The 20,087-nt window shown below is 73.5% G+C and carries 13 protein-coding genes; all 13 read left to right on the top strand.

Annotation, left to right across the window (positions count from 1 at the left end; translation table 11 throughout):
* Positions 1–117 precede the first annotated feature (117 nt).
* The 13 genes from I2W78_RS08240 to I2W78_RS08180 all read left to right on the top strand — a co-directional run bounded on the left by I2W78_RS08240 (position 118) and on the right by I2W78_RS08180 (position 20,050).
* Positions 118–660, top strand: coding sequence for a hypothetical protein (locus I2W78_RS08240; protein WP_196458286.1), 543 nt, complete (start codon positions 118–120; stop codon positions 658–660).
* Positions 661–790: 130 nt separating this feature from the next.
* Positions 791–4,705 carry a CHAT domain-containing protein gene (locus tag I2W78_RS08235; protein WP_307783635.1) on the top strand — a complete coding sequence of 1,305 codons (3,915 nt, stop codon included), beginning with the start codon at positions 791–793 and terminating at the stop codon, positions 4,703–4,705.
* Entirely contained in the window at positions 4,702–5,403 is a 702-nt protein-coding gene (locus I2W78_RS08230) for a hypothetical protein (protein ID WP_196458284.1), read from the top strand. The genes I2W78_RS08235 and I2W78_RS08230 overlap by 4 nt, the downstream gene beginning before the upstream one ends.
* Positions 5,403–6,080, top strand: a complete 678-nt coding sequence (locus I2W78_RS08225; RefSeq protein ID WP_196458282.1) for an RES family NAD+ phosphorylase — start codon at positions 5,403–5,405, stop codon at positions 6,078–6,080. Before I2W78_RS08230 ends, I2W78_RS08225 begins: the two co-directional genes overlap by 1 nt.
* A 60-nt stretch (positions 6,081–6,140) precedes the next feature.
* On the top strand, positions 6,141–7,211 hold the full coding sequence (locus I2W78_RS08220) for a hypothetical protein (protein ID WP_196458280.1): 1,071 nt from the start codon (positions 6,141–6,143) through the stop codon (positions 7,209–7,211).
* 390 nt (positions 7,212–7,601) lie between these two features.
* Positions 7,602–9,479: a hypothetical protein gene (locus I2W78_RS08215; RefSeq protein ID WP_307783634.1), complete on the top strand. Its 1,878-nt coding sequence runs from the start codon at positions 7,602–7,604 to the stop codon at positions 9,477–9,479.
* A 47-nt stretch (positions 9,480–9,526) separates the two neighbouring features.
* Positions 9,527–10,711, top strand: a complete 1,185-nt coding sequence (locus I2W78_RS08210) for a hypothetical protein (protein WP_196458278.1) — start codon at positions 9,527–9,529, stop codon at positions 10,709–10,711.
* Complete coding sequence (locus I2W78_RS08205; protein ID WP_196458276.1) at positions 10,708–13,167, top strand: hypothetical protein; 2,460 nt, start codon at positions 10,708–10,710, stop codon at positions 13,165–13,167. The genes I2W78_RS08210 and I2W78_RS08205 overlap by 4 nt, the downstream gene beginning before the upstream one ends.
* Positions 13,167–14,555, top strand: coding sequence for a sugar kinase (locus I2W78_RS08200; protein WP_196458274.1), 1,389 nt, complete (start codon positions 13,167–13,169; stop codon positions 14,553–14,555). The genes I2W78_RS08205 and I2W78_RS08200 overlap by 1 nt, the downstream gene beginning before the upstream one ends.
* A complete protein-coding gene (locus I2W78_RS08195; RefSeq protein ID WP_196458272.1) occupies positions 14,552–16,138 on the top strand; it encodes a vWA domain-containing protein in 1,587 nt (528 codons plus the stop codon). Before I2W78_RS08200 ends, I2W78_RS08195 begins: the two co-directional genes overlap by 4 nt.
* A complete protein-coding gene (locus tag I2W78_RS08190; protein ID WP_374222653.1) occupies positions 16,138–16,812 on the top strand; it encodes a 4Fe-4S single cluster domain-containing protein in 675 nt (224 codons plus the stop codon). Before I2W78_RS08195 ends, I2W78_RS08190 begins: the two co-directional genes overlap by 1 nt.
* A complete protein-coding gene (locus tag I2W78_RS08185; RefSeq protein ID WP_196458270.1) occupies positions 16,809–18,182 on the top strand; it encodes a hypothetical protein in 1,374 nt (457 codons plus the stop codon). Before I2W78_RS08190 ends, I2W78_RS08185 begins: the two co-directional genes overlap by 4 nt.
* Positions 18,179–20,050, top strand: a complete 1,872-nt coding sequence (locus I2W78_RS08180) for an AAA family ATPase (RefSeq protein WP_307783633.1) — start codon at positions 18,179–18,181, stop codon at positions 20,048–20,050. Before I2W78_RS08185 ends, I2W78_RS08180 begins: the two co-directional genes overlap by 4 nt.
* Positions 20,051–20,087: the final 37 nt, after the last annotated feature.

Here is a 20,087-nt window from a genome sequence, read left to right as displayed (position 1 = left end):
TCGCGGGCAGGGCTGGTCGGGGGTGGGCCGAATGTCGGGCCATCTTCGGATGGATGTTCACACGAGGAGAGGTCCGCTGCTTCCCTGGCGTTGTGACGCTACGTGGAGGGAGGGCCCGTGGACGTCGGTGACGCCACCGCTGCCCTGGTCGCGGTCGCGGGAGTCGTCGGGACGTTGCTGTCCGCGCTGTTGACGCAGCGCGCGGCGGACCGCGGTCGGCGACGTGAGCAGGAGCGGGCCGAACAGGTGTGGGAACGGCGCAGTGAGGCCCAGGAGCTGCGGTCGTGCTACGTGGCGCTCAACACCTCGGCCAGGCAGTATCTGGCGGCGCTCACGGACCAGTTGCACGCGCTGGGGCGCGACGAGGACGCTCGGTCCGTGCGGCAGCGGCTGACCGAGGCGCGGGACCACCACCGGGACGTGTACGCGGAGGCTCAGATGCGGATGCCGGAGCATGTGCTCGGCATCGCGGGCGACGTCAGCCGTGACCTCGGCACGGTGTACGGAATGGTCCGGCGTCTGGACGACGGAGTCCCGCGACCGGGGGACTCGCCGCCGGCCGCACAGCGGAGGATCGACGCGCTGTGGGACCGGCTGAGGGAGATGCGGCGGCAGATGCGGGCGGACCTGGGCGAGTCCCGGGCGGATTTGGGGCGTTGAGCGGCGGAAACGCTGGATCTTGTCGCCCCGGGCCCGACGGATCGGCATAGTGACGGTGATCCCAACTCCCAAGGGCCGTACGGGGGTCGGGGACCGGTCGAGGCGGGCAACCCGGAAAGGCAGGACGCCGGTGAGCGACGAGGAGAGCGGCGGTGTACAGGGGCTGCGCGCGTGGGCGGCGGACGCCACGGGGCGGGTCAGAAGCCTGCTGCCCGCCCTGGGGGCCGCTCCTGCCCCGCCGCGGGTGTATGACGCGTCGATCACCGAACTCGGCGAACTGGAAAGGCTGCTGGGTCACGATCCAGGACTGCGCAGCACGGTGAACGTGTGGCTGGCAGCCGCGCTGGCCCAGCGGCGGTTCGCCGGGGGCGGCGCGCCCGACGACCGGGTGCGCGCGGAGTCGCTGTTACGGGACGTACGGGACCCCGGGACGGCACTGGGAGCGGCGGCGACCGAGGAGGACCGGCGGTGGGCGGCGCTGTTTCTGCTGCCGCTCGTCTCGCCGTGGCAGTTCCAGCCGGGGTTCGGGGAGGCAGTCGATCTCTCGGCCTACCTCGAGTGGGTCTCGCGGGCGGGGTACGCCGGGATGGCGAACGTCGCGGTGGAGATGGACGGGCTGATGGCGGATGTGGTGGAACTGCCGCTGCCGTCCGAGTTCCTGGACCAGCTGCGGCGGTTGCGCGGGTTCTACGCGGCACCCGACAGGGCGGGACTCTCCGACCTGCTCACGGGCATCCTGCCCGCGGGGGATCCCTACGCGGATCAGCTGCGGCACATGATGGAACGGATGTGGGGCATGGCCGGCCCACCCACAGACACACCGGCACCTGCCCCGCCCCACCCCAGCACCCCCGCCCCCGAACCCCCCACGGCCTCGAAGGGACGGGCGCACCCCGAGCCGCCCACGGACTCCGAGCCGCCCACGGGCTCCGAGGGCCCGGCGGTTCCGAAGCGGCCCCCTGGCTCCGAGGGGCCGGTGGAACCAGAGCCGCCCGCGGACCGAGAGGGTCGGATGGACTTTGAGCCGCCCACGGACCCCGAGGGGCGGGTGGACTCCGAGCCGCACGCGCACTCCGAGGGTTCGGCGGATCCGAAGCCGCCCACGGACTCCGAGGGCCGGGCGGCTCCGAAGCCGCCCACCGACCCCGAGCGGCTCACGGGCCGAGAGCGGCCGGTGGAACCAGAGCAGCCCACGGACCGAGGGAGGCGGATGGGCTCCGAGCCGCCCACGGACTCCGAGGGCCCGGCGGCTCCGAAGCCGCCCACCGACCCCGAGCGGCCCACGGGCCGAGAGCGGCCGGTAGACCCAGAGCAGCCCACGGACCGAGAGGGGCGGATGGACTTTGAGCCGCCCACGGACTCCGAGGGCCCGGCGGCTCCGAAGCCGCCCACGGACCCCGAGCCGCCCACCGGCCCCGCTCTCACCGCCGACGGACTCCGTCGCCTCGCCGCCGCCATGGACGCCGTGCACGCCACCACGTACGGCCTCGACGACGTGCTGAAGAGCGAGGATCCCCATCGGGCGGTCAACGAGCTGCTCCGCCGGCTGCGCTCCGTTCAGGACCAGCCGCCCCCCGGGCCGGACCCGACCTCCGCCCTGGAGAGCCTCAGGGCGCTCCTGCTCAACATCAGTCCCGGCGCCGGTGGCGCGCACCAGGACCGGTTGGCCGGGCGGGCCCACATGGACGCGATCCTTCACTACTTCGGGAATCTCCAGGGTTCGCTGCCCCCCGGAATCGGGGATCCCGCCGTCCTGGGCCGCGCGCTGCAGCTGTACAGCCGGGTGATGGACGCGGGGGAGGCGGAGGACGTCCAGGCGCTGCGTGACCTGGTGGACGAGGCCGAGGCCCTGGAGAAGGCCGTCCCGGAAGGCCATTCGTTCCGTTTCGTGGTCCTGCTGTCCCTGGGTGCGGCCTATGGCAGGCTCGGCGTCGCCACCCAGGACAACGAGTTGCTCCTGCGCAGTCTGCCGTACCTGGAGAAGGGGGCGTCCGGCGTGCGGGAGAGCGGACTCCCGTTCGCCCGCGAGATGCCCCTGCCCCGGATCCCGCACTTCGACCTGCTGCGCGCCGCCCTCACCGAGGACCGCACGGCTCCGCTGCCGGAGCACGTTCCGCCGCCGCCCGGGGCCTCGACGGAGGAGCTGCACACCGCGGCCCTCTCCCTGGGCGTGCGCTACTCCCTCACCCGTGACCGCGCGGAGCTCGGCACACTGATCGACGAGCTGGAGCGGGTCCGTGACGGCGTCCGGGAGGGGAGGGCGCCGCGGATCGCCGCCGACGCGCTGTGGCAACTGGCCCAGGCGTACCGCGAGCGCGGGGTCCGCAACGACGACGTGAAGGACATCGCGGCCCTGGAAGCCGCCAAGGAGTCGCTGACGGCGCTCGCCGCCGACGTCCTGCTCCAGGCCGGCGCGGAGCACGGCCTGCTGACGGCGCGTTCGGGAGCGAGCAGGGGAGTCCAGGCGGCCCTGTGGGCGGCCTCGCAGGGACGGCTGCACGAGACGGTGGCCGCCCTGGAACTGGGCCGGGCCCTGGTGCTGCAAGCGGCGTCCACCTCGTCGGCGGTGCCCGAACTCCTCGACGCGGGCGGGTACCACGAACTCGCCGAGGCGTGGCGGACGGTCGGCGCGAGCCAGGGACCAGGGACGGCCGACGAGGGCGGCGTCCCCGGCGAGCTGCCGAGCAGGCTGCGCCGCCAGGCCCTCGAAGCCCTCGGCTACCGGCGTGCGGACGGCCTGCTCGCCACGCCCACGCTGAGCGAACTCGCCGACGGGCTCGCCGAGAGCGGCGCGGACGCGCTCGTCTATCTGGTTCCCGGCGACGACGCGGACGCCGGTGTGGTGCTCGTGCTGGCTCCGCGACTCGGCGTCCGGATGTGGGTGCAGTCGCTCCTGTCCGGCGCCGAGAACGGCCCGCTGGAGCGCTACCTCGACGCCACCGACGTGCGCGACGCCGCCGCACGCGACGGCCGCCGGAGCGACCCGTCCGCCGAACAGGCATGGGAAGAGGCCCTCACGGCCCTGTGCGACTGGGCCCACCAGGTGATCGGCCCCGTCCTCGCCGATGTGGAGGAGCGGCTCGCGGCCGACGGCGACCGCGCCGACGGGCCGCTCAGGCTCGTCCTGGTGCCCTGCGGGCGACTGGGCATCGTCCCCTGGCACGCCGCGCGCCTGCCGGACGACGCGCCCCACGACTACCTGTGCCAGACCGCCGTGGTCAGCTACGCGGCGTCCGGCAGCCAGTTCCTGCGGACCGTGGGACGCGCGCCGAGGGATCCGGCGGCAGCCCCCGTCCTGCTGGCCGACCCGAACCTGGGCCTCACGCATGCCGAGGTCGAGGTCACCGCCCTTCGGGACGCCTTCTACCGGCGGGCCCGGATGTGCGGCGGGCTCTTCGGGGTGCCCGACGAGGAGCTGGTTCCCGGCACCCCCGACGACGTCCTCGCGTTCCTCGCCGACGGGGCCTCGCTGCTCCACGTGGCCTCGCACGGATCGGCGGGGACCCGCCCCACCGTCTCGGCCCTGCATCTCGCCGCCCCCGAGCCCGCGGGAGACCAGCCCGTCGGCGACGAAAGCACGGCGCCGGACCCGGGCCACCTGACAGTGACCCGGCTCCTGGACCGCCCCGACACCCAACTTGGCGCCGACGACGGCCCGTTGGTTGTGCTGAGTGCCTGCCAGACCGACCTCAGCACCCGCGACCACGACGAGGCGCTGACCCTCACCACGGCGTTCGTCGCGGGCGGGGCACGGGACGTCGTCGGATCACGGTGGACGACCCAGGACAGCGCGTCGGCGCTGCTGATGGCGGTGTTCCACCACCATCTGACCGTCGAGGGGATGAGCCCCGTGGACGCGCTCAGGGCCGCGCAGCTGTGGATGCTCGACCCGCGGCGCGAGAACCCGGGCTCGCTCAGCGGTGAGCTGCTGCGGCGGATGGAACGACCGGACCTCGACCGGATCGCACTCTGGGCCGCCTTCATCCACCAGGGACACCCGGGTCCGGCCGAGACGAGGACAGGAACAGAAGGGGGGAACGCGTGAACGACAACGGTACGAGCGAGGACGGCACAAGTCCGGCGGAGCGGCTGCTCGCCCTGATCGGCGAGCACCGGGACACCGTCCGCGAGGCGCTCGACGACGAACAGCACGCGCTGCTGCTCACCCGGCTCGGCGCCCTCGCCGCCGTGGCACCGGACGACGACAGGGCGGTCCGCAAGGCACTCCAGGGCGTCCGTCTGGCCCTGCTGCCGCTGCCGTTCGACCATCCGGTGTACGTCGCGCTGGACTCCCTGCGGCTGGTCCAGGCACCGCCCGGCCCGACGACCGTCGCGGGAGCGCGGGACCTGGTGACCCTGCTGGCGAGCCCCTCGTCCGGCCCGGCCCCCGGCACCAGCACCGACCCCGGCCAGGAGCGGCTGCTCCGGGCACCTGCCCTGTCGGCGGCCGAGGCGCGGGCCCGGTGCGGCGGCGCCGCCCCGCCCGCCGAACTGATCAGACTGACGGATCCCCAAGGCGGCGACCGTTACCCCGAGTTCCAGTTCACCGCGGACAGCGGCACCCCGCGCGAGGTCGTCCTCCAGGTCAACCGGCTGCTGCTCGCGGACATCGACCCCTGGGGCGCCGCGGCCTGGTGGCTCAGCGGGAACAGCTGGCTGGGCGGTACACCCGCGTCGCTCCTCGGCCGACTGCCCGACCACCGGTTGGTCGGCGCCGCCACCGCACTGGTGGAGGGCGACTGATGAGCGGCTTCTACCCCATGACGTCGCTGGAACTGCGCCCCGTCCGTCATGTGATCCCCGAAGACACGAGGCTGTGGCGGGTGCACAACGCCAGGTACGCCCCCGACGAGTTCAACCCGACGCTCGCGGACCCCTTCGATCCGCGACAGGGCAGCCGCTTCGACGGGACGGTGCTCGACCCGTATCACAGCCTGTACCTGGCGGACACGGCGACCACGGCGCTCTCGGAGAGCGTGCTGCGCTCACGGCCGTTCGAACGGTCGGAGAGCATGCGGATCATCCCCTACGTCACCGTCCGCGGCCGGTCGCTGAGCGTCCTGCGGACCACGTGCGAGCTGGTCCTGGTGTCCCTGATCGGGGCGACGGACCTGGCAGCCGTCTGTCAGAACACCCTGCTTCTGGAGGACGAGTCCAACTACGTCCAGGCGCGGCACTGGGCGCGGGAGATCCGGGCGCAGGCACCCGACGTGATGGGGCTGATCTGGCAGTCCCGGCACAACCGGCCCCAGCACGTCCTGGTGCTGTTCCACGACCGGTTCGGCCACCACGACGGCAAGCCGTTCGAGGTGCTGCCGGACGACGGCGTCGCGGATCTCGGCTCCAAGGACGGCGTCAGGAGGGCGAACCGGCTTCTGGAACCGCTGCGGGCGAAGGTCTCGGAGCCGGTGTGGACGTGATCGCGCCGTGCCGGACCGTCCCGCTTGTCCTCGGTCGAAGCGTGATGCCATCGTGGTCCGGTGGCACAGCCCTTACCTGACGACACATCACTTCTCGATGAGCTGAAGGAAGTCAGACGCGCGGGACTGGTCCGGCTGCGCGGCCGCGCACTGCCCGCCCTGGAGTCGGCGGCGCAGGCGGTGAACCCGGCCGCGGCCCGGACACCGGGCGCGGCCGTCGAGGCGCTGCTGCGGCGCGCCGTGTCGGACCTGGACGCCGGCACCCTGCGCACCGCCGCCGAGTACACCCTGGGTCTGGCGCAGGGCACCCTGGACTGGCCGGCGTCCTCGCGCCGCGCCAGGGCGGCCTCGGTGTACGGGGTGAGCGTCGAGCGGTTCCGCAAGGAACAGGAGGTGCGGGTCCTCGAACAGGTCGCCGAGCACATCGTGCGGCTGGTGTCGCGGCAGACCGGGAGGCCCGGCGCCGAGGAGGGCGAGTGGAGCGTCGGCACGCACCGGTCCGTCCGGGTCCTGGCCGGCCCCCGCCAGGTGACGCTCACCGTCCACGTCCATCCCGTGGACCTGCTGCGGGACGTGGACGTGGTGGTCGCCCCGGCCAACGTCCATCTCGCGCTGCCCGAGCCGTTCAAGGCGTCGGTCGCGGCGTCGCTGCGCCGGGCGGCCGCCGTGCGGGGCGTGACCGGTGACGTCCTGGACGACCCGGTCCACGACGAACTGCGCAAGTGGGCCGCCCGGCAGGGGACAGCGGGACGCGCGGTGCTGCCCGGCACGGTGGTCGCCACCGGCGCGGGCGCCCTGGCCGGACAGGGAGTGCGGCGGATCTACCACGCCGCGATCGCCGTTCCCCGGGCGGGAACCAACGACTACGACGTGCTGCCGGCCGACGTCACCCGGGCGGCGTCCCGGGCCCTGGCGCTGCTGGCCGAGGAACACGACAGCTACGCGCCGCCGCTGCGCTCGGTGTGCTTCCCGCTGCTCGGCTCGGGGCGCGGCGGGCTGCCGTACCGCGTCAGTCTGGGAGCCGTGTGGGCGGCCGTGGAGGCGGAGTTGGCGCGCGGGGCGCAGTGGGACGTGCACTTCGTGGTGCGCACCCCCGAGGCGGCGGCGGTGGTGGAGCGCCTTCCGGCCTGAATACGCCCGGCTCACGACCGGAGCTCGACCGGGTCACGCGGTGAAATGGAAGAACGCCTCCCGTTCCGTAGGAGCGGATGAGAGGGGCGTGACGGGGGCGCCGCATCGACCGGCCGCCCAAGTTTCCTTTCGACAGCCCAGAGTTGATGGATCGTCATGCAGCGGTGGCGCCCGAGTGGCAGGATGGATGGGCGGGTTCATGGAGGCCGACGCGGTGACGGTCGCGGATCTCCGGCGGTCGGTGTCGTTCCGGCACGGGCCGTGGGCAGGAGGGCCGCCGGAGCCACCGCAGCGTCGGCGGAAATCGGGGGAAGGTGTTGCGGTGGTGGTCGTCTGTCGCTGCCCGGGCGCCGGTTGTGGACCGGGGCGGGGAGCCGGGGGAGTGGACGGGTGAGGGGGGCCTGTGAGGCACAGGCTGCCTGCCCGGTGTGCGCCACCCCGGATCAGCACGGCGACTTCTGCCCGGTGTGCGGATGGCGGCTCCATGACGGCCTGGTGCTGGGAGAGTTGACCGCCCGGGACCTGGAGATCGCCGAGGACGCGCTCCGGTCGGCCGGGCACGCATGGGACATCCGGGCGGCGGCGCTGTCGGGCCGTGCACCCGGCGGCAGCCCACGGGTCGCGGAGGTGACCAGGGGCGGTCCGCCGGGGCCGGACGAGGAGGAACGGCCCGGAGCCGGTCCGGCCGACGGCCGGATTCCCTCCGGGCGCGGCGAACTCCTCGACGACCTCCACCGCGGCCGCGTCAAGGAACTGTCCTTCGTGGAATTCACGGCCGACGGACTCCACATGATCAAGGTGACCGTCGGCGAGGCCGGAATCCCGCTGCACAACGACGCCGGATTCATGCCATGGCGTTCGCTCGTGCCGGAGTTCGACTCCGACGAGGATGTGCGGCGCTTCCAGCTCGCGGGCGGGATAGGCACCCTGCGGCCCGTCGACCGCCGGGAATTCGACGCCGCTGTGCTGCGATGGCTCACGGCATGCCTGCCGGCCGTCCCCGACCCTCCGGTCGTCCTGCTGCGGCCTGCGCCCGGATGGGTACTGCTGGAACGCGCGGCAGCCGCCGTGTGGGAGACCTGCGCCCCGCGAGCCGAACTGCACGCGGGCAGCGCGGAACGAGCGGACGGCACGTCGGCCCGCCGTAGCACCGCCGACGCGGTACGCGCTCTCGTGCGTACCCTGCCGCTCCTGGCCGACCACACGCTCCTGTTGGTCGGGGCCGACCGCGACACCGGCACCGTGCACCCCCACAGCCATGTGCTCTTTCCCGCGGGCTCCCGGCTCGGCCCCGGTGAGACCGAGACCGCCGAGGTCACCGTGTACGGCCCGGTCACCGGACGGGACGCCCTGCTCCCCGTGCTGGCCGGCGCGCCCGCCGCCGACGGGACCGGCGCGCCCACCGTGAGCGTGCACCGGATCGAGGTGGGGGCACTGGAACCGGTGCGGCTGACCTTCGTCCTGCGCGGCCCCGGAGAGGTGGACCTCGTCGCCCCACACGGCGATCCGGCCGCCGTCGACGTGCCGGGCCTGCTCGCCGCCCTGCCCCGCCGGGTCGTGAGACCGCCGAGGCTGGAGCTGTTCTTCACCGTCGAACTCAGCGGCGCAGACGCGGCGGAGACCGAGGAACGCCTCACCTTCGTGCGGGACGTGGCCGCCCTGCTGGCCCGGCGGGACCGCGCCGGCACCGCGATCCGGGTCGGAGCCGTCGGCCACTACGACCACACGGTCTACGAGAGCGTCTGGGCCCAGCCGGGCACCCTGCTGCAGGCGCCCGTCTCCGCGCGGCCGCCGGCCATGCTGCCGGCCGCCCTGAACAGATGGTCGCCCGCCCGGCGGCGGCAGGACACGGTGTCGTCCCTGGAGGACGCGCTGCAGACAGTGGCCCTGCTCGCCGCCGACTCCCCGGCCGCAGCCGACGTGCGGCGGGTGGTCCTGATCGTCGCCCGCCGTCCACCCGCACCGGCCCGCCAGGACGGCACCGTCCCGGCCTGCCCGCACGGCGTGGACTGGCGAACGGCCCTCGCCCGACTGCGCTCCCACGGCGTCCAGGTGATGACCCGGGCGGATCCGGGGGCCGGACCGCCGCCGGACGCCCAGGACCGCGAGGCCCGGCTCTACGCCGCCGAGGCCTGGAGAGCCCTCGGCGCCGACGGCGGCTTCCGTCCCGGCGAGGACCCGGCGGCAGCCGTGGCCGACAGCCTCGTCCCGCCCTGGCGGTCGGCGGGCCCGGACTGCCGTCTCGCCTTCGCCGCCCCGCTCGTGTGACCCCGCGTCCCCCTCCGCCCCCGCGTTCCCCGGTACGAGGAGAGTTCATGTCCGATCTCTACGACCCGAACAAGAAGGACTCCGGCGACCCGGCCCCGGCAGGCGCGGCCCCCGGGAACACGGTCCCCGGGCCCCCGCCCGGGGCCCCCGCGACCCCGCCGGGCAGGCCTCCCGCGCAGGCCCCGGCCGGCGGCGGCCCCACGCCGCAGCCCGGACCGGTCCCGGACGCGGTGCCGAACTCGATACCCGAGCCGATTCCGTCCGCCAGGCAGGAGGACGGGACGACCGCCGGCCGCATCCGAATCGGGCTGTGGGGCGCGCCCGGCTCGGGCAAGACGACCTATCTGGCCGCCCTGCCGATCGCCGCCATGCAGTACCAGCGGCACAACAAGGGCAGTTGGAACATCAGCGGCATGACGCAGGAGGCCAACACCTTCCTCACCCAGGGCATGGACCTGCTGACCCGGCGGCGAACCTTCCCCGAGGCCACCATGGGTGTCCAGGGCATGGCCTGGTCCGTCCAGGGACCGGAGGAGAAGGGGAAGCGGTTCCGGTCCCGGCGGCCCAGCTTCGTGCTGGAGATCCAGGACGCGGCCGGAGAGGTGTTCCGGCACGATCATCCCCAGCATGCCCAGCTCGTCGGTCAGCTCGCCCGGTCCCAGGGGCTGATCTACCTCTTCGACCCGATCGGTGACGCCCAGGAGGCCACCGAGAGCTTCACCTATCTCCAGGCGATGCTGACCCAGCTCACCGCGAGGGTCCGGGACCAGGGCCAACTCGTCGACGGCAAGCTTCCGCACCACGTGTCCGTCTGCATCGCCAAGTTCGACCACCCGGAGGTCTTCCGGCCCGCGGTGGAAGCGGGCTGGGCCGTTCAGGACACGGTGGGATCCCGGCTTCCCCGGGTGCCCCGGGAGGACAGCGAGAAGTTCTTCCAGTGGATGTGCGACGACTTCCGCGGAGCCAACGCCCGGCTGGTGCGCGACGCCCTCTACTCCCACTTCGACCCCCGTCGCATCTCCTACTACGCGACCTCCGCCGTCGGCTTCCGGCTGAACCCGCAGCAGGTTTTCGACTACGCGGACTACGTCCAGCCGGTCATGCGGGAGGGAACGCTGCACATTCGTACCTCACCGGTGCCGATCAACGTGCTGGAGCCCCTGATCGACCTGGAGAGCCGGATCCACCGCGACGGCGGCTGGGGCGGCTGGCGCGGAGGAAAACGACGTTGAACGAGAGCCTCGGTGAGGAGCGACTGACCGCGCACTGGGCAGTGCTGGGCAAGCGTCCGGGGCAGACCATGGGCTACGAGTTGCTGCGGAGCAGCCTTCCCAAGGACCGGGCGAGCAGCTACCTCTGGAAGGCCTCCGCCACCGGCGCACCCAGCGGCCGTGACCAGGAGGGCGAACTGCCGTGGCGGGTGTTCCTCGGCAGCGCGGGCACCCACCCGGAACCCGCCTGCGCCTCCGTGGAGACCACCTGGGACGGCTCCACCGACGGCACCGGCCGCCCCAGTTACACCTGGCGGCTGACCCTGCTGGAGTGGGCACAGGCCGGTCGGTCCGCCCTGACCTGGTCCGGGATCGACCGGGCGCTGATGTCGGATCCGCCCGCTCTGCCGGGCGACGAGGCCCCGATGACCGTTGCCGTCCGACCGACCCCGCCCGCCGAACTCGCCGAACTGATCGATCAGTTGGGCTTCGAGTGGGCGGCCGGCGTGGCCGCGCTGCTGCTCGGCAACCGGCAGGTGGCGATCGTGCCGAGACCGGGCGAGCGACTGCCGGACGTCTCCGACCGCGTCCGTGTCCTCGACGCGGTCTGTTCACTCCTGCCGTACGGATGCCGGGCCTGGCTCAGCGCCGCGACCTGGACGGGCCAGGCGGAGCACGACCTCAGACTGTTCTTCGCGTCCGCGGCACGCAGGGGGCAGATCTCGGCGGTGCTCGGCGGAAGCCCGCCGGAGGAGCCGGGGGAGGAGGCCGCCCGGGCCTATCTGGGCGGGCTGCGCAAGCTGCGTGCGAAGACCGGCGACACCACCGCGATCGTGGAGAACCTGCTGACGGCCACGGAACCGGCCGCGGAGCCACGCCCCGGGGCGGCGCTCCGCGTCCTGCGCGAGGCCGACCTGATGGACACGGTGGTCGAGGAGATCCGGTCGGGCGGTGGGGAGGTCGAGGACGTCCGGCGGGTCCTGGAACGGTTTCCGGCCGTGTCCATGGACGAACACCGGCTGGGCGTGCTGACCTTCTTCCTGGTCCACAGCGCGCACCACGGCGACGCGGCCGCGGCGAGGCAGCTGAGCGAGCACTGGACCGAGCGCACCCAACCCCTGCTCGCCCGGGAGGTCCTCGCTGCCGGCACCCCGGCCGAGTCCTTCGAACGGGCCGAGCGCTACCTGGGTGTCCTCCACAACGCCGTCGAGGCCGACCGGCCCGGCAGCTTCGACGCACTGTTCGACGCCCTGGTCGAGTCCCGGGAACCGACGCACGAATGGACCGGGACGCTCATCTACATGGCCGAGAACGAGTGGGGCCGCAGCACGGACCGGGCCGACCGCCTCCTCGTCCGCGAGCCGGCCGTCGGCAAGACATGGCTCGGATACCTGCTGAAGCACAAGGACCGCCGTCTGGCACCGCTGCGCCGCCTGGTGCAGCGGGCGCGGGGCGACATGGCCACCGACGCCATCCCCGGCTGGCTGCGCTTCGCGGCCGTACTGCTCGGCGATTCCCTGGCCCCGGCCACCGCCACCGACGCCGCCGATTTCGCCGATGCCGTCGAGGGAGGCTGGCGGACCACCCTGGACATCGCCCGGGCGGAGCGGCGGCCGGAGGTGCTCGGTCTGATGTGGCCGGGTCTGTGGCGGGCCGCCCACACCGAGCGAGGACTGCGGGAAGCCGTGGAGCGGCTGGTCCCGGTCGAGGAGCCGCCGACGTCAGGGGCCGTGGCAGCGGACGCCGACCTGTTCTGCGGGGCTGTCCAGGGCGGAACCACGCCGGGCATGCCCCGGCTGCAGCGGCTCTCCACGGAGGAGGAACTGGCGGACTACGTGTCCGTTCTGTCCCGCCGGATCCGGTCCGACGGAGAGCTGAGAAGGCTGGCGATCGATGCCCTGCTCGGCGGGGAACTGTCCCGGCGGACGTGGCGCGTGATCGAGCAGACGAACAACGCACTGCCGGGCACCTTCCTGCCCCAGCTGTGCGAGCAACTGCACGGGCGGCTGATCGGACGGGGGAGACCGATCAACGATCTCGACGTCCCCGAGTACCTCATGCAGGAGCTGACGAAGCGGTACGACCTGGGATGGCTGCGGCCGGTGCATGCCTTCCGCAAAGCGGTACGGGACCGGGCGCCGTACCGGGAACTCGCCGGGATCATTCTGGAGGCCCACGCACCTCACGGACCCGGCCGTCTCCCCGCCCAACTGCTGGACGCGATCGCCGCATGGGTCCGCAAGGAGGGAGCGCACGGCCTGGCGCTGGTCGCCCTGTACATGGACGGCATGGCGAAGGACTGGCCGGGGCTGAAGCTGTACACGGCCGTCGCCGGCGAGGACACGGACGGTGAACTGCGCGAGCTGCTGATCAAGTACAGCGAGGACCAGAAGGCGCGGCACGACTGGATCCTGACGGAACTGCGGCGCGGGGGTGGCCGCGCGAGGACGCGTCGGCTGTGGCCCGGGGGATCCTGATGACGACGCCCTCCGCCCCCGCCATCGCCGTCGACGCCGGCACACGCTTCCTCCGTGTCGCGTGGACCCGCGCCGACGGGACACCGGAGTTGGTGCAACTGCCCGGCACCGTGCCCGGAGAGGGGCTGCCCACCCCCGTCGGCGTCCGCGGTGACAGGGAGGCCGCGCTGAACGTGGCCTACGCCGCGTACCGCGAGCACTGCGGTGCGCCCGGACCGGTGGTGCTGGTCGTCCCTCCGGAAGAGCGGGCCGTGCTGCCCGGGGACGGCCCGCTGCCGCGTCCCCGTCTGCTGAGCACGCCGCACGCGGTGCTGGCCCTGCTGCGGCACGCGGAATCCCGGACCGCGTCCCGTTGGCTGGTGTGCGACCTGGGCGCCTCGGCGGCCGAGGTCGCCGAATGCGCCGTCGCCGCAGGGGCCGTGGCCGTGCCCAGAGTCGCCCGGTACGCGCCGGCCGACGACGGCTACGGTGCCGCGTTCGACGCCGCGGTGCTGGCCGGGGCGGGGCTGCCGGTCGACGACCCCGAGAAGCTCCTGGAGCTCGCCCGGGCCATGGACAACAACGGCCGGCGACTCGACGTCGCTCTCGACCGGATGGCGGCCCGGCCCGACCGCGCCGACCGGTTCGCCGACACCGTGGTCTTCGAGGTGGCCGGCCGGGAGATCACCGCAGGCCTGGTGCACCGGGCACTGGACCTGCTCAAGGGCGGCCTCGACGGGGCCCTGGACGGCCTGCCGGGAGTCCGGGGCGCAGCCGACGACCCCGACACACGGGTCGTCGCGGTGGGCGGTCCGGCCCGGTCCGGGGCGCTGCTGCGGCACCTGACCGGTCGTCTGGGCCCGCCGACCCCGCTGCCCGGCGGGACGGACCCCGCTCTGGCCGCGGTGTTCGGGGCCGCCCTGGTCGCCGGTGGACACATCGACCCGCCCGACCGCTGTCCGCATGCCGTGGCCGTGGGCGTCCACCGGACCGTGGCCGGCCGGCCACGGGACGAGGAACTGCTGATCAGCCCGCCCCGGACGCTGGAGCCGGGCGGCGCCACCGTGTTCGCCGAGACCGGCGGGGAACGGGTGCGGATCCGGACCGGACCGGCCCACGGGACCGGCGGACGCGAGGTCCGGATCCTGGTCCACGCGGCGGGGACGGACGCCGCCGCCCCGGTGGGCGTGGTGACGGTCCCTCAGTACGGCGACGGCGCGTACGTCAACGTCGGCGTGCGCGTCGCCACCGACGGCACCGCCTGCCTCGTCCTGCAACCGCTCGGCCGGACCGCGCCCGGCGGACACCCGGCCCAGGACCACCAGCCCGCCGAACCTCCGCCCGAGGAGTTCCCGTTCGGCCTCCTGCCGACCGACCCCCAGCCCGACACTCAGGGAGACCGTACGTGAAGCGAACCGCCTGGCCACCGTGCGCGGTGACCGTACTGCGGCGCGGGGCCGCCGTCGCCGCCGCCCTGCTGGCCGTTCTGTCGGCGGCCACCGTCCCCGCGACGGCCGCCGAGACGCCGACCCGGGACGGGATCTACGAGGAACTCGGTGTGGCCGACCAACCCGTCGACTACGTCGTCCTGGTGGACACGTCCGGGTCGATGGCGGCCGACGGCCGCTACGGCACCGTGCGCTCCACCCTGGGCGTCTTTCTGGACGGGCTGTCCGACACCGACCATGTCGCCCTCATCACCTTCGACGACCGCCCCGACGTGCGCTACATCGGATCCGCCGGGAACCCGGGGAAGATCGTCTCCTCGCTGCCCAAGGCACCCAACCCGACCGGCGGGACCGACATCGGGTCCGCCCTGGACCGGGCCCTGCGCGAACTCGAACGGGCGGACGCCGGGGACATCGCCTCCGTCGTCATGCTGACCGACGGCAAACACGAGCCACCGCGCGGGAGCGACTACCCCAAGGCGTCCGGGGCGTCCTGGGACGACCTGCGGGAGCGGGCCGACGCCCTCGGCAAGCGCACCGAACTCGCCGGGTACGCGCTGCCGCTGGGCAGCGGCGCGACCGGCGCGGACCTGCTCGGCGATGTCGTCGAGAACTCGCTCGTGCTGCGCCCGGAGAGCATCGAGGACCTCAGCGGCTATCTGCGGCGGGCCGGGGACAACACCCGCGCCCGGTCGGCGGCGCTGCTGCTCGCCGAGGACAACGGCAAGGGCGTCACGGCCTCCTGGACGGGCACCGGCGCCCGCGACCTCACCGACGGCTCCGCCACGGCCTCCGTCACGTTCCGGTCGGCCACCCGGCACGTGCCGCTCACGGTGAGCGACATGCGGGTCTCCGTGGACGGAGTCCCGCTGCGGGTGACCGGAGTGCCGAAGCAACTGACCCTGAAACCGGGCGAGTCCCGCGAGTACGCCGTCCGACTCGACGGAGGTCCGCAGGCGGGCGGACTGCCGTACCGCAGGACCGAGGACGGCGGGGCCACCTTGCGGGTGTCCGGCCAGGTGACCTCCCCGTGGCAGCGGGCGCTCGCCCCCGACGTGGACCTGAAGGTCCCGGACCGGGTCGGGGTCACCGGCGATGCCCTGGCGGTGCGGGCCGAGGTCGGCTCGGTGTACTTCCTGCCGGCCGTGTGCGCGGCGCTGGCGGCGGTCCTGGCAGCCGGGTCGCTGTGGTGGCTGCATGTCAACCGGCCTCGGCTGCGGGGGGTGCTGACGGCCGTTCCCGTGTTCGTCGAGGCGATCCCGGAGCGGATCGCGTTGTCCGGGAGGCGGGTGAACTTCAGCCTGCGCGAGGGCGGGCGGGGCACGGTGCACGGCCGGCGTCGCAGGACGCCCGAGGGGTCCCGGGTCGATCTGCTGATCCGCTACACACCGGCCGGCGCGTCCGGACGGCCGAACGAGGTGACCTGCGAGCCGGGCGCCCACGTCGTGGTCGGCGGCCTGTCCTTCACCTATCTGCCGCCCGAGTCGGCGGCCGGCTCCGGCTCCGGGGCCCAGGCCGTCGCGCCGGGTACCGGGCGGCCCTGATGGCTGCCGAGCCGCTGCTCAATGTGGCGGCCACACATGTCGGCACGCGGGCGCTCGGGCCCGGCCTCCGGTCGGTGGTGTGGGTGCAGGGATGCCCGTTCCACTGCGCCGGGTGCGTCGCCCCGGAGTGGATTCCCGACCGTCCCGCGCGGCAGGCCCACCCCGAGGACCTGGCCGCCGAGTTGCTCGCCGATCCCCGGGTCACCGGTCTGACCCTGTCGGGAGGCGAGCCGATGCAGCAGGCGGCCGGACTGGCCCTACTGGTCCGGCGGGCGCGCGAGATCCGGGACGTCTCCGTGATCTGCTTCACCGGCCATCGGCTGGAACGGCTGCGGGACCGGCCCCCGTCGGAGGGCGTACCGGACTTGCTCGCGGTCGTCGATGTGCTGATCGACGGCCTGTACGTGGCCGGTCTCAACGACGGGCGCGGACTGCGCGGCAGCACCAACCAGCGGATCCACCACCTCACCCGGCGGCTGGCGGACAGCGGATACGACTTCGCACACCGGGCCCGCGACGCGGAGATCGCCGTCGACGGCCCGCAGACCCTGCTCATCGGCGTGGCGCCGAAAGGGCTCCCCACAGTGTTCGAAACCGCGGTCGACACGGTTCGCACCCGGATGTCGGCAGCGGACCCCAGCAGCCCCGGTCCAGGAGAGGAAGGGCGGTCATGAGCGGCAGGAAACGCATCTTCATCGACGAGTCGGAGTGGTACAGCCTGCAGCGCAAGGCGCGGCAGCTGCGGGAGGTCAGGCGGGACATCCCACGGCTGTTCGCCGACGTGCGGGCCCAGACCCGGGCCGATGTCGACCGGGCCTTCTCCACGGTGGAGGCGCGGCAGCGCCGCCAGCAGGAGGCGGTCGACACGCTGAGCGACCGGACCCGCCGGCTGGAGGCCGACACCACCCGCAGGCTGCGCGAACAGGCCGACCGCCTGCACCAGGACCTGCGGGAGACCACCGGCCGGATCGAGCAGGACACCCGCCGCCGACTTCAGCAGCAGCAGAAGGAGACCGAGCGCGCCATCGCCGCCCAGCGGGCCGAGACGACCCGGCTCGCCCAGGAGGTGGAAGCGTTCAAGGAAGACCGGGCGCGCGCCGAGGACACCGTGCGCACCTGGCTGGCCGACGCCCGCACCATGGCGGACCTCATCGACGGCGAGCTGCCCCACGACCGGTACGCGCCCGGCCGGCTGGACAGGCTGCGCCGCCGGATCGCCACGGCCGAGGAGACCGCCGCGGACGGCCGCTTCGACGCCGCCCTGGCCGTGGCGCAGGAGACCTTCCACGAGCTGAGCGAGCTACGGGTGGACATCGAGCAGCGGGAGTTGGAGCGCTGCCTCGCCCAGCAGGAGGCGATCGACGCCCTCGTGCAGGTGGAGACCCTGGCCGAGCAGAACCGGCAGCGTCCGGTGGTCGGACCGGACCGCGAGCAGGTCGCCGGATACACGCTGGACGTCGTGTACTGGTCCGAGGGCGAGTACGACCGGGTACGGCAGGACACCGCGGACGCGCTCACCCGGGCCCGTGACCCGCAGACCGGCGTGGACGACCTGCGCGCCCTGCGCGACGAGGAGGCGCCCCGGCTGGAGCGCGGCCTGGGCGAGACCGTGGAGCGGGCCGGGATGCGCCAGCTCACCTCGCAGATGCGGGTGAACCTGGCCGACGTCGTCGCCGGCACACTCGCCGAGATCGCCTCCTACGACCTCGTCGAGGAGGAGTCCGGATACGACGGCGGTGACGTGCGCGCGAAGTTCCGGGCCCTGCTCCGCCACGAGGTCAGCGGCAACGAGATCACGGTCGAGATCGAGCAGGCCGGCAAGGACTCGGACCAGTGCGTGATCCGCGTGGTGTCGCACGACCACGACGTCACCTCCGAGGCCGAACTGCGCAGCCGGGCCGACTCGGTGTACCGGGCGCTGCGGGAGCAGGGCGTGCCCGTCGGACTGGACGCGGCGGCGCCGACGGTCGATACCGGCTCCGCGGTCCCGGGGACCGTCCGTCCCGGCGAGCGGCCGGCAGGCCGGGAGGGCCCCGGCGCGTGATCAGCACCAGCAAGCACGGGAGCCGTCCGCCGGGGACCGAGCGGCTGGACCCCGCGGCCGTCCGCACCGGCGAACCCTTCACCGTCCTGTACGGGCCCGGTGTCGGCGACGTGTTCGTCGACAGCGCCGCCCAGGTGTGCGTCATGGAGCAGGCACTGTGGCGCATGCTGCGTTCTGCGGGATTCGAGCGGATCGTCTTCAGCACCCTGCACCACCCGGTCTATTTCCTGGACCGGGCTTCGTGGGACCTGTCCCGCCGGCCGGTCCGCCGCAGGGAGGGACCGGCCGGCCGACGTGGGCCGCGCCTGATGGAGCACGCAAGCCTTCAGGGGCCCCTCGGCGGAACGCAGCTGCTGGGTTCCGCGCCCCCGTCCCGGGCGGAACCCGCCGCGGACGAGGGCGCGACACCCCGTGCCGCACCGGCGTCCGGGATCGCCGATTCGTTCGCGGTGATGACCCTGGCCGCCCATCTGCGCGGCTCGGGACACCGTACGGCCGTGGTCTTCCCGCACGCGGACGAGTTCCTGCTCCTCAACGAGGCCCCGCGGCAACTCGCCGGAGCCATGGCCGAATGGGCGGCCGACGCCGTCGCGGGGAACCAGTGGATCCTCGTGTTCCGCAGGGCCTCCCTGAACAGTGTGGCCGAGTTCCTGCGGGGGCTCGGGCGCTATCCGCAGCTGGAGAGCTTTGTGAACGAACGCCGGGACGAGCCCACCCGCGGGGGCACCTTCCGGGTCGGGCTTCCGCAGGCGGCGGAACTGGAGCGGCTGGTGCACTCGGTGCGGCTGCGCAGCGGACTTCGGGTCGCGTGGCAGGACCTGGATCGGGTGGTCCGGGGAATGGCCGGCCAGCCCGAGACCGCCCGTGTCTGGCACGGGCGCCTCGAACAGCTGTCGGCGGCCGAGGAGCCGCTCGGCCGCCACTCGGTCCGGCCGTGGTTGGGCGCGGCCCCGTCCGACGAACGGACACCTTGGGACCGACTCGCCGCGATGCCCGGCATGGAGGCGCTGGTGCGCCGTTTCGAGGACATGCGGGCCGAAATGGAGGCGGCCGAGGAACTCGGCGTGCGCGGGCTGGCCGCGGAGGCTGAACCGCCCGCCCGGCACCTGGTGTTCACCGGCAACCCCGGGACCGGGAAGACGACCGTGGCCCGACTGGTCGGCGAAATCTACCGGGACCTCGGTGTACTGAGCCGGGGCCACTGCCGGGAGGCGAAGGTCAATGACCTGGTCGCCGGTTACGTCGGGCAGACCGCCGGACGGACCGACGCGGTGGTGGACCAGGCGCTCGACGGTGTGCTGTTCATCGACGAGGCGTACACGCTCAGCGACCAGCGCGAAGGCTTCGGCAGCGACGCCATCCAGGCGCTGCTCAAGCGGATGGAGGACGACCGCGGCCGACTGGTGGTCATCGTGGCCGGATACCCGGACAAGATGAGGGAGTTCCTCGACGCGAACCCCGGCCTGAGGAGCCGGTTCCCGCTGACGAACATCGTCGAGTTCCGCGACTACGATCCCGGCCTGCTGAACACCATCCTGCTGCGCCGCCTGGCCGAGCACGGCCTGCGCCCCTCGGACGAGACGGCACAGGCGCTGGGGCGGATCGTGGAGGGCATGCACCGCTCCCGGGACGAGACCTTCGGCAACGCCCGGGAGATGCGCACCCTCGCCGACGCGATCCGCACCCGGTGGGCCGTCCGCGTCGGACGGCAGGTGGAACAGCCCGTCACCGTCGACGACATCCCGCAGGAGTACCAGGACCACCTGCACGGACAGGCGCCCGACCTCACCGTACGGCGGCCGAACTCGACCGGCATGTGGGCCTCAAGGGGGCCCTCGGGGCATCGGAACGACTCGTCAACCGGTTGAGGACGCGCCAGGAACGAGGGATGGCGGCCATCGGCCG

Origin of the sequence: Streptomyces spinoverrucosus, assembly GCF_015712165.1 — a bacterium.
GTDB lineage: Bacteria > Actinomycetota > Actinomycetes > Streptomycetales > Streptomycetaceae > Streptomyces > Streptomyces spinoverrucosus_A.
Note: the sequence above shows the minus strand (reverse complement) of the source record. Positions and strands in the feature narration are given on the sequence as shown.

Coding starts and splice junctions, on each gene's coding strand:
- I2W78_RS08225 (WP_196458282.1), top strand. CDS start 5,403: ATGAGCGGCTTCTACCCCATGACGTCGCTGGAACTGCGCCCCGTCCGT.
- I2W78_RS08210 (WP_196458278.1), top strand. CDS start 9,527: ATGTCCGATCTCTACGACCCGAACAAGAAGGACTCCGGCGACCCGGCC.
- I2W78_RS08200 (WP_196458274.1), top strand. CDS start 13,167: ATGACGACGCCCTCCGCCCCCGCCATCGCCGTCGACGCCGGCACACGC.
- I2W78_RS08190 (WP_374222653.1), top strand. CDS start 16,138: ATGGCTGCCGAGCCGCTGCTCAATGTGGCGGCCACACATGTCGGCACG.
- I2W78_RS08185 (WP_196458270.1), top strand. CDS start 16,809: ATGAGCGGCAGGAAACGCATCTTCATCGACGAGTCGGAGTGGTACAGC.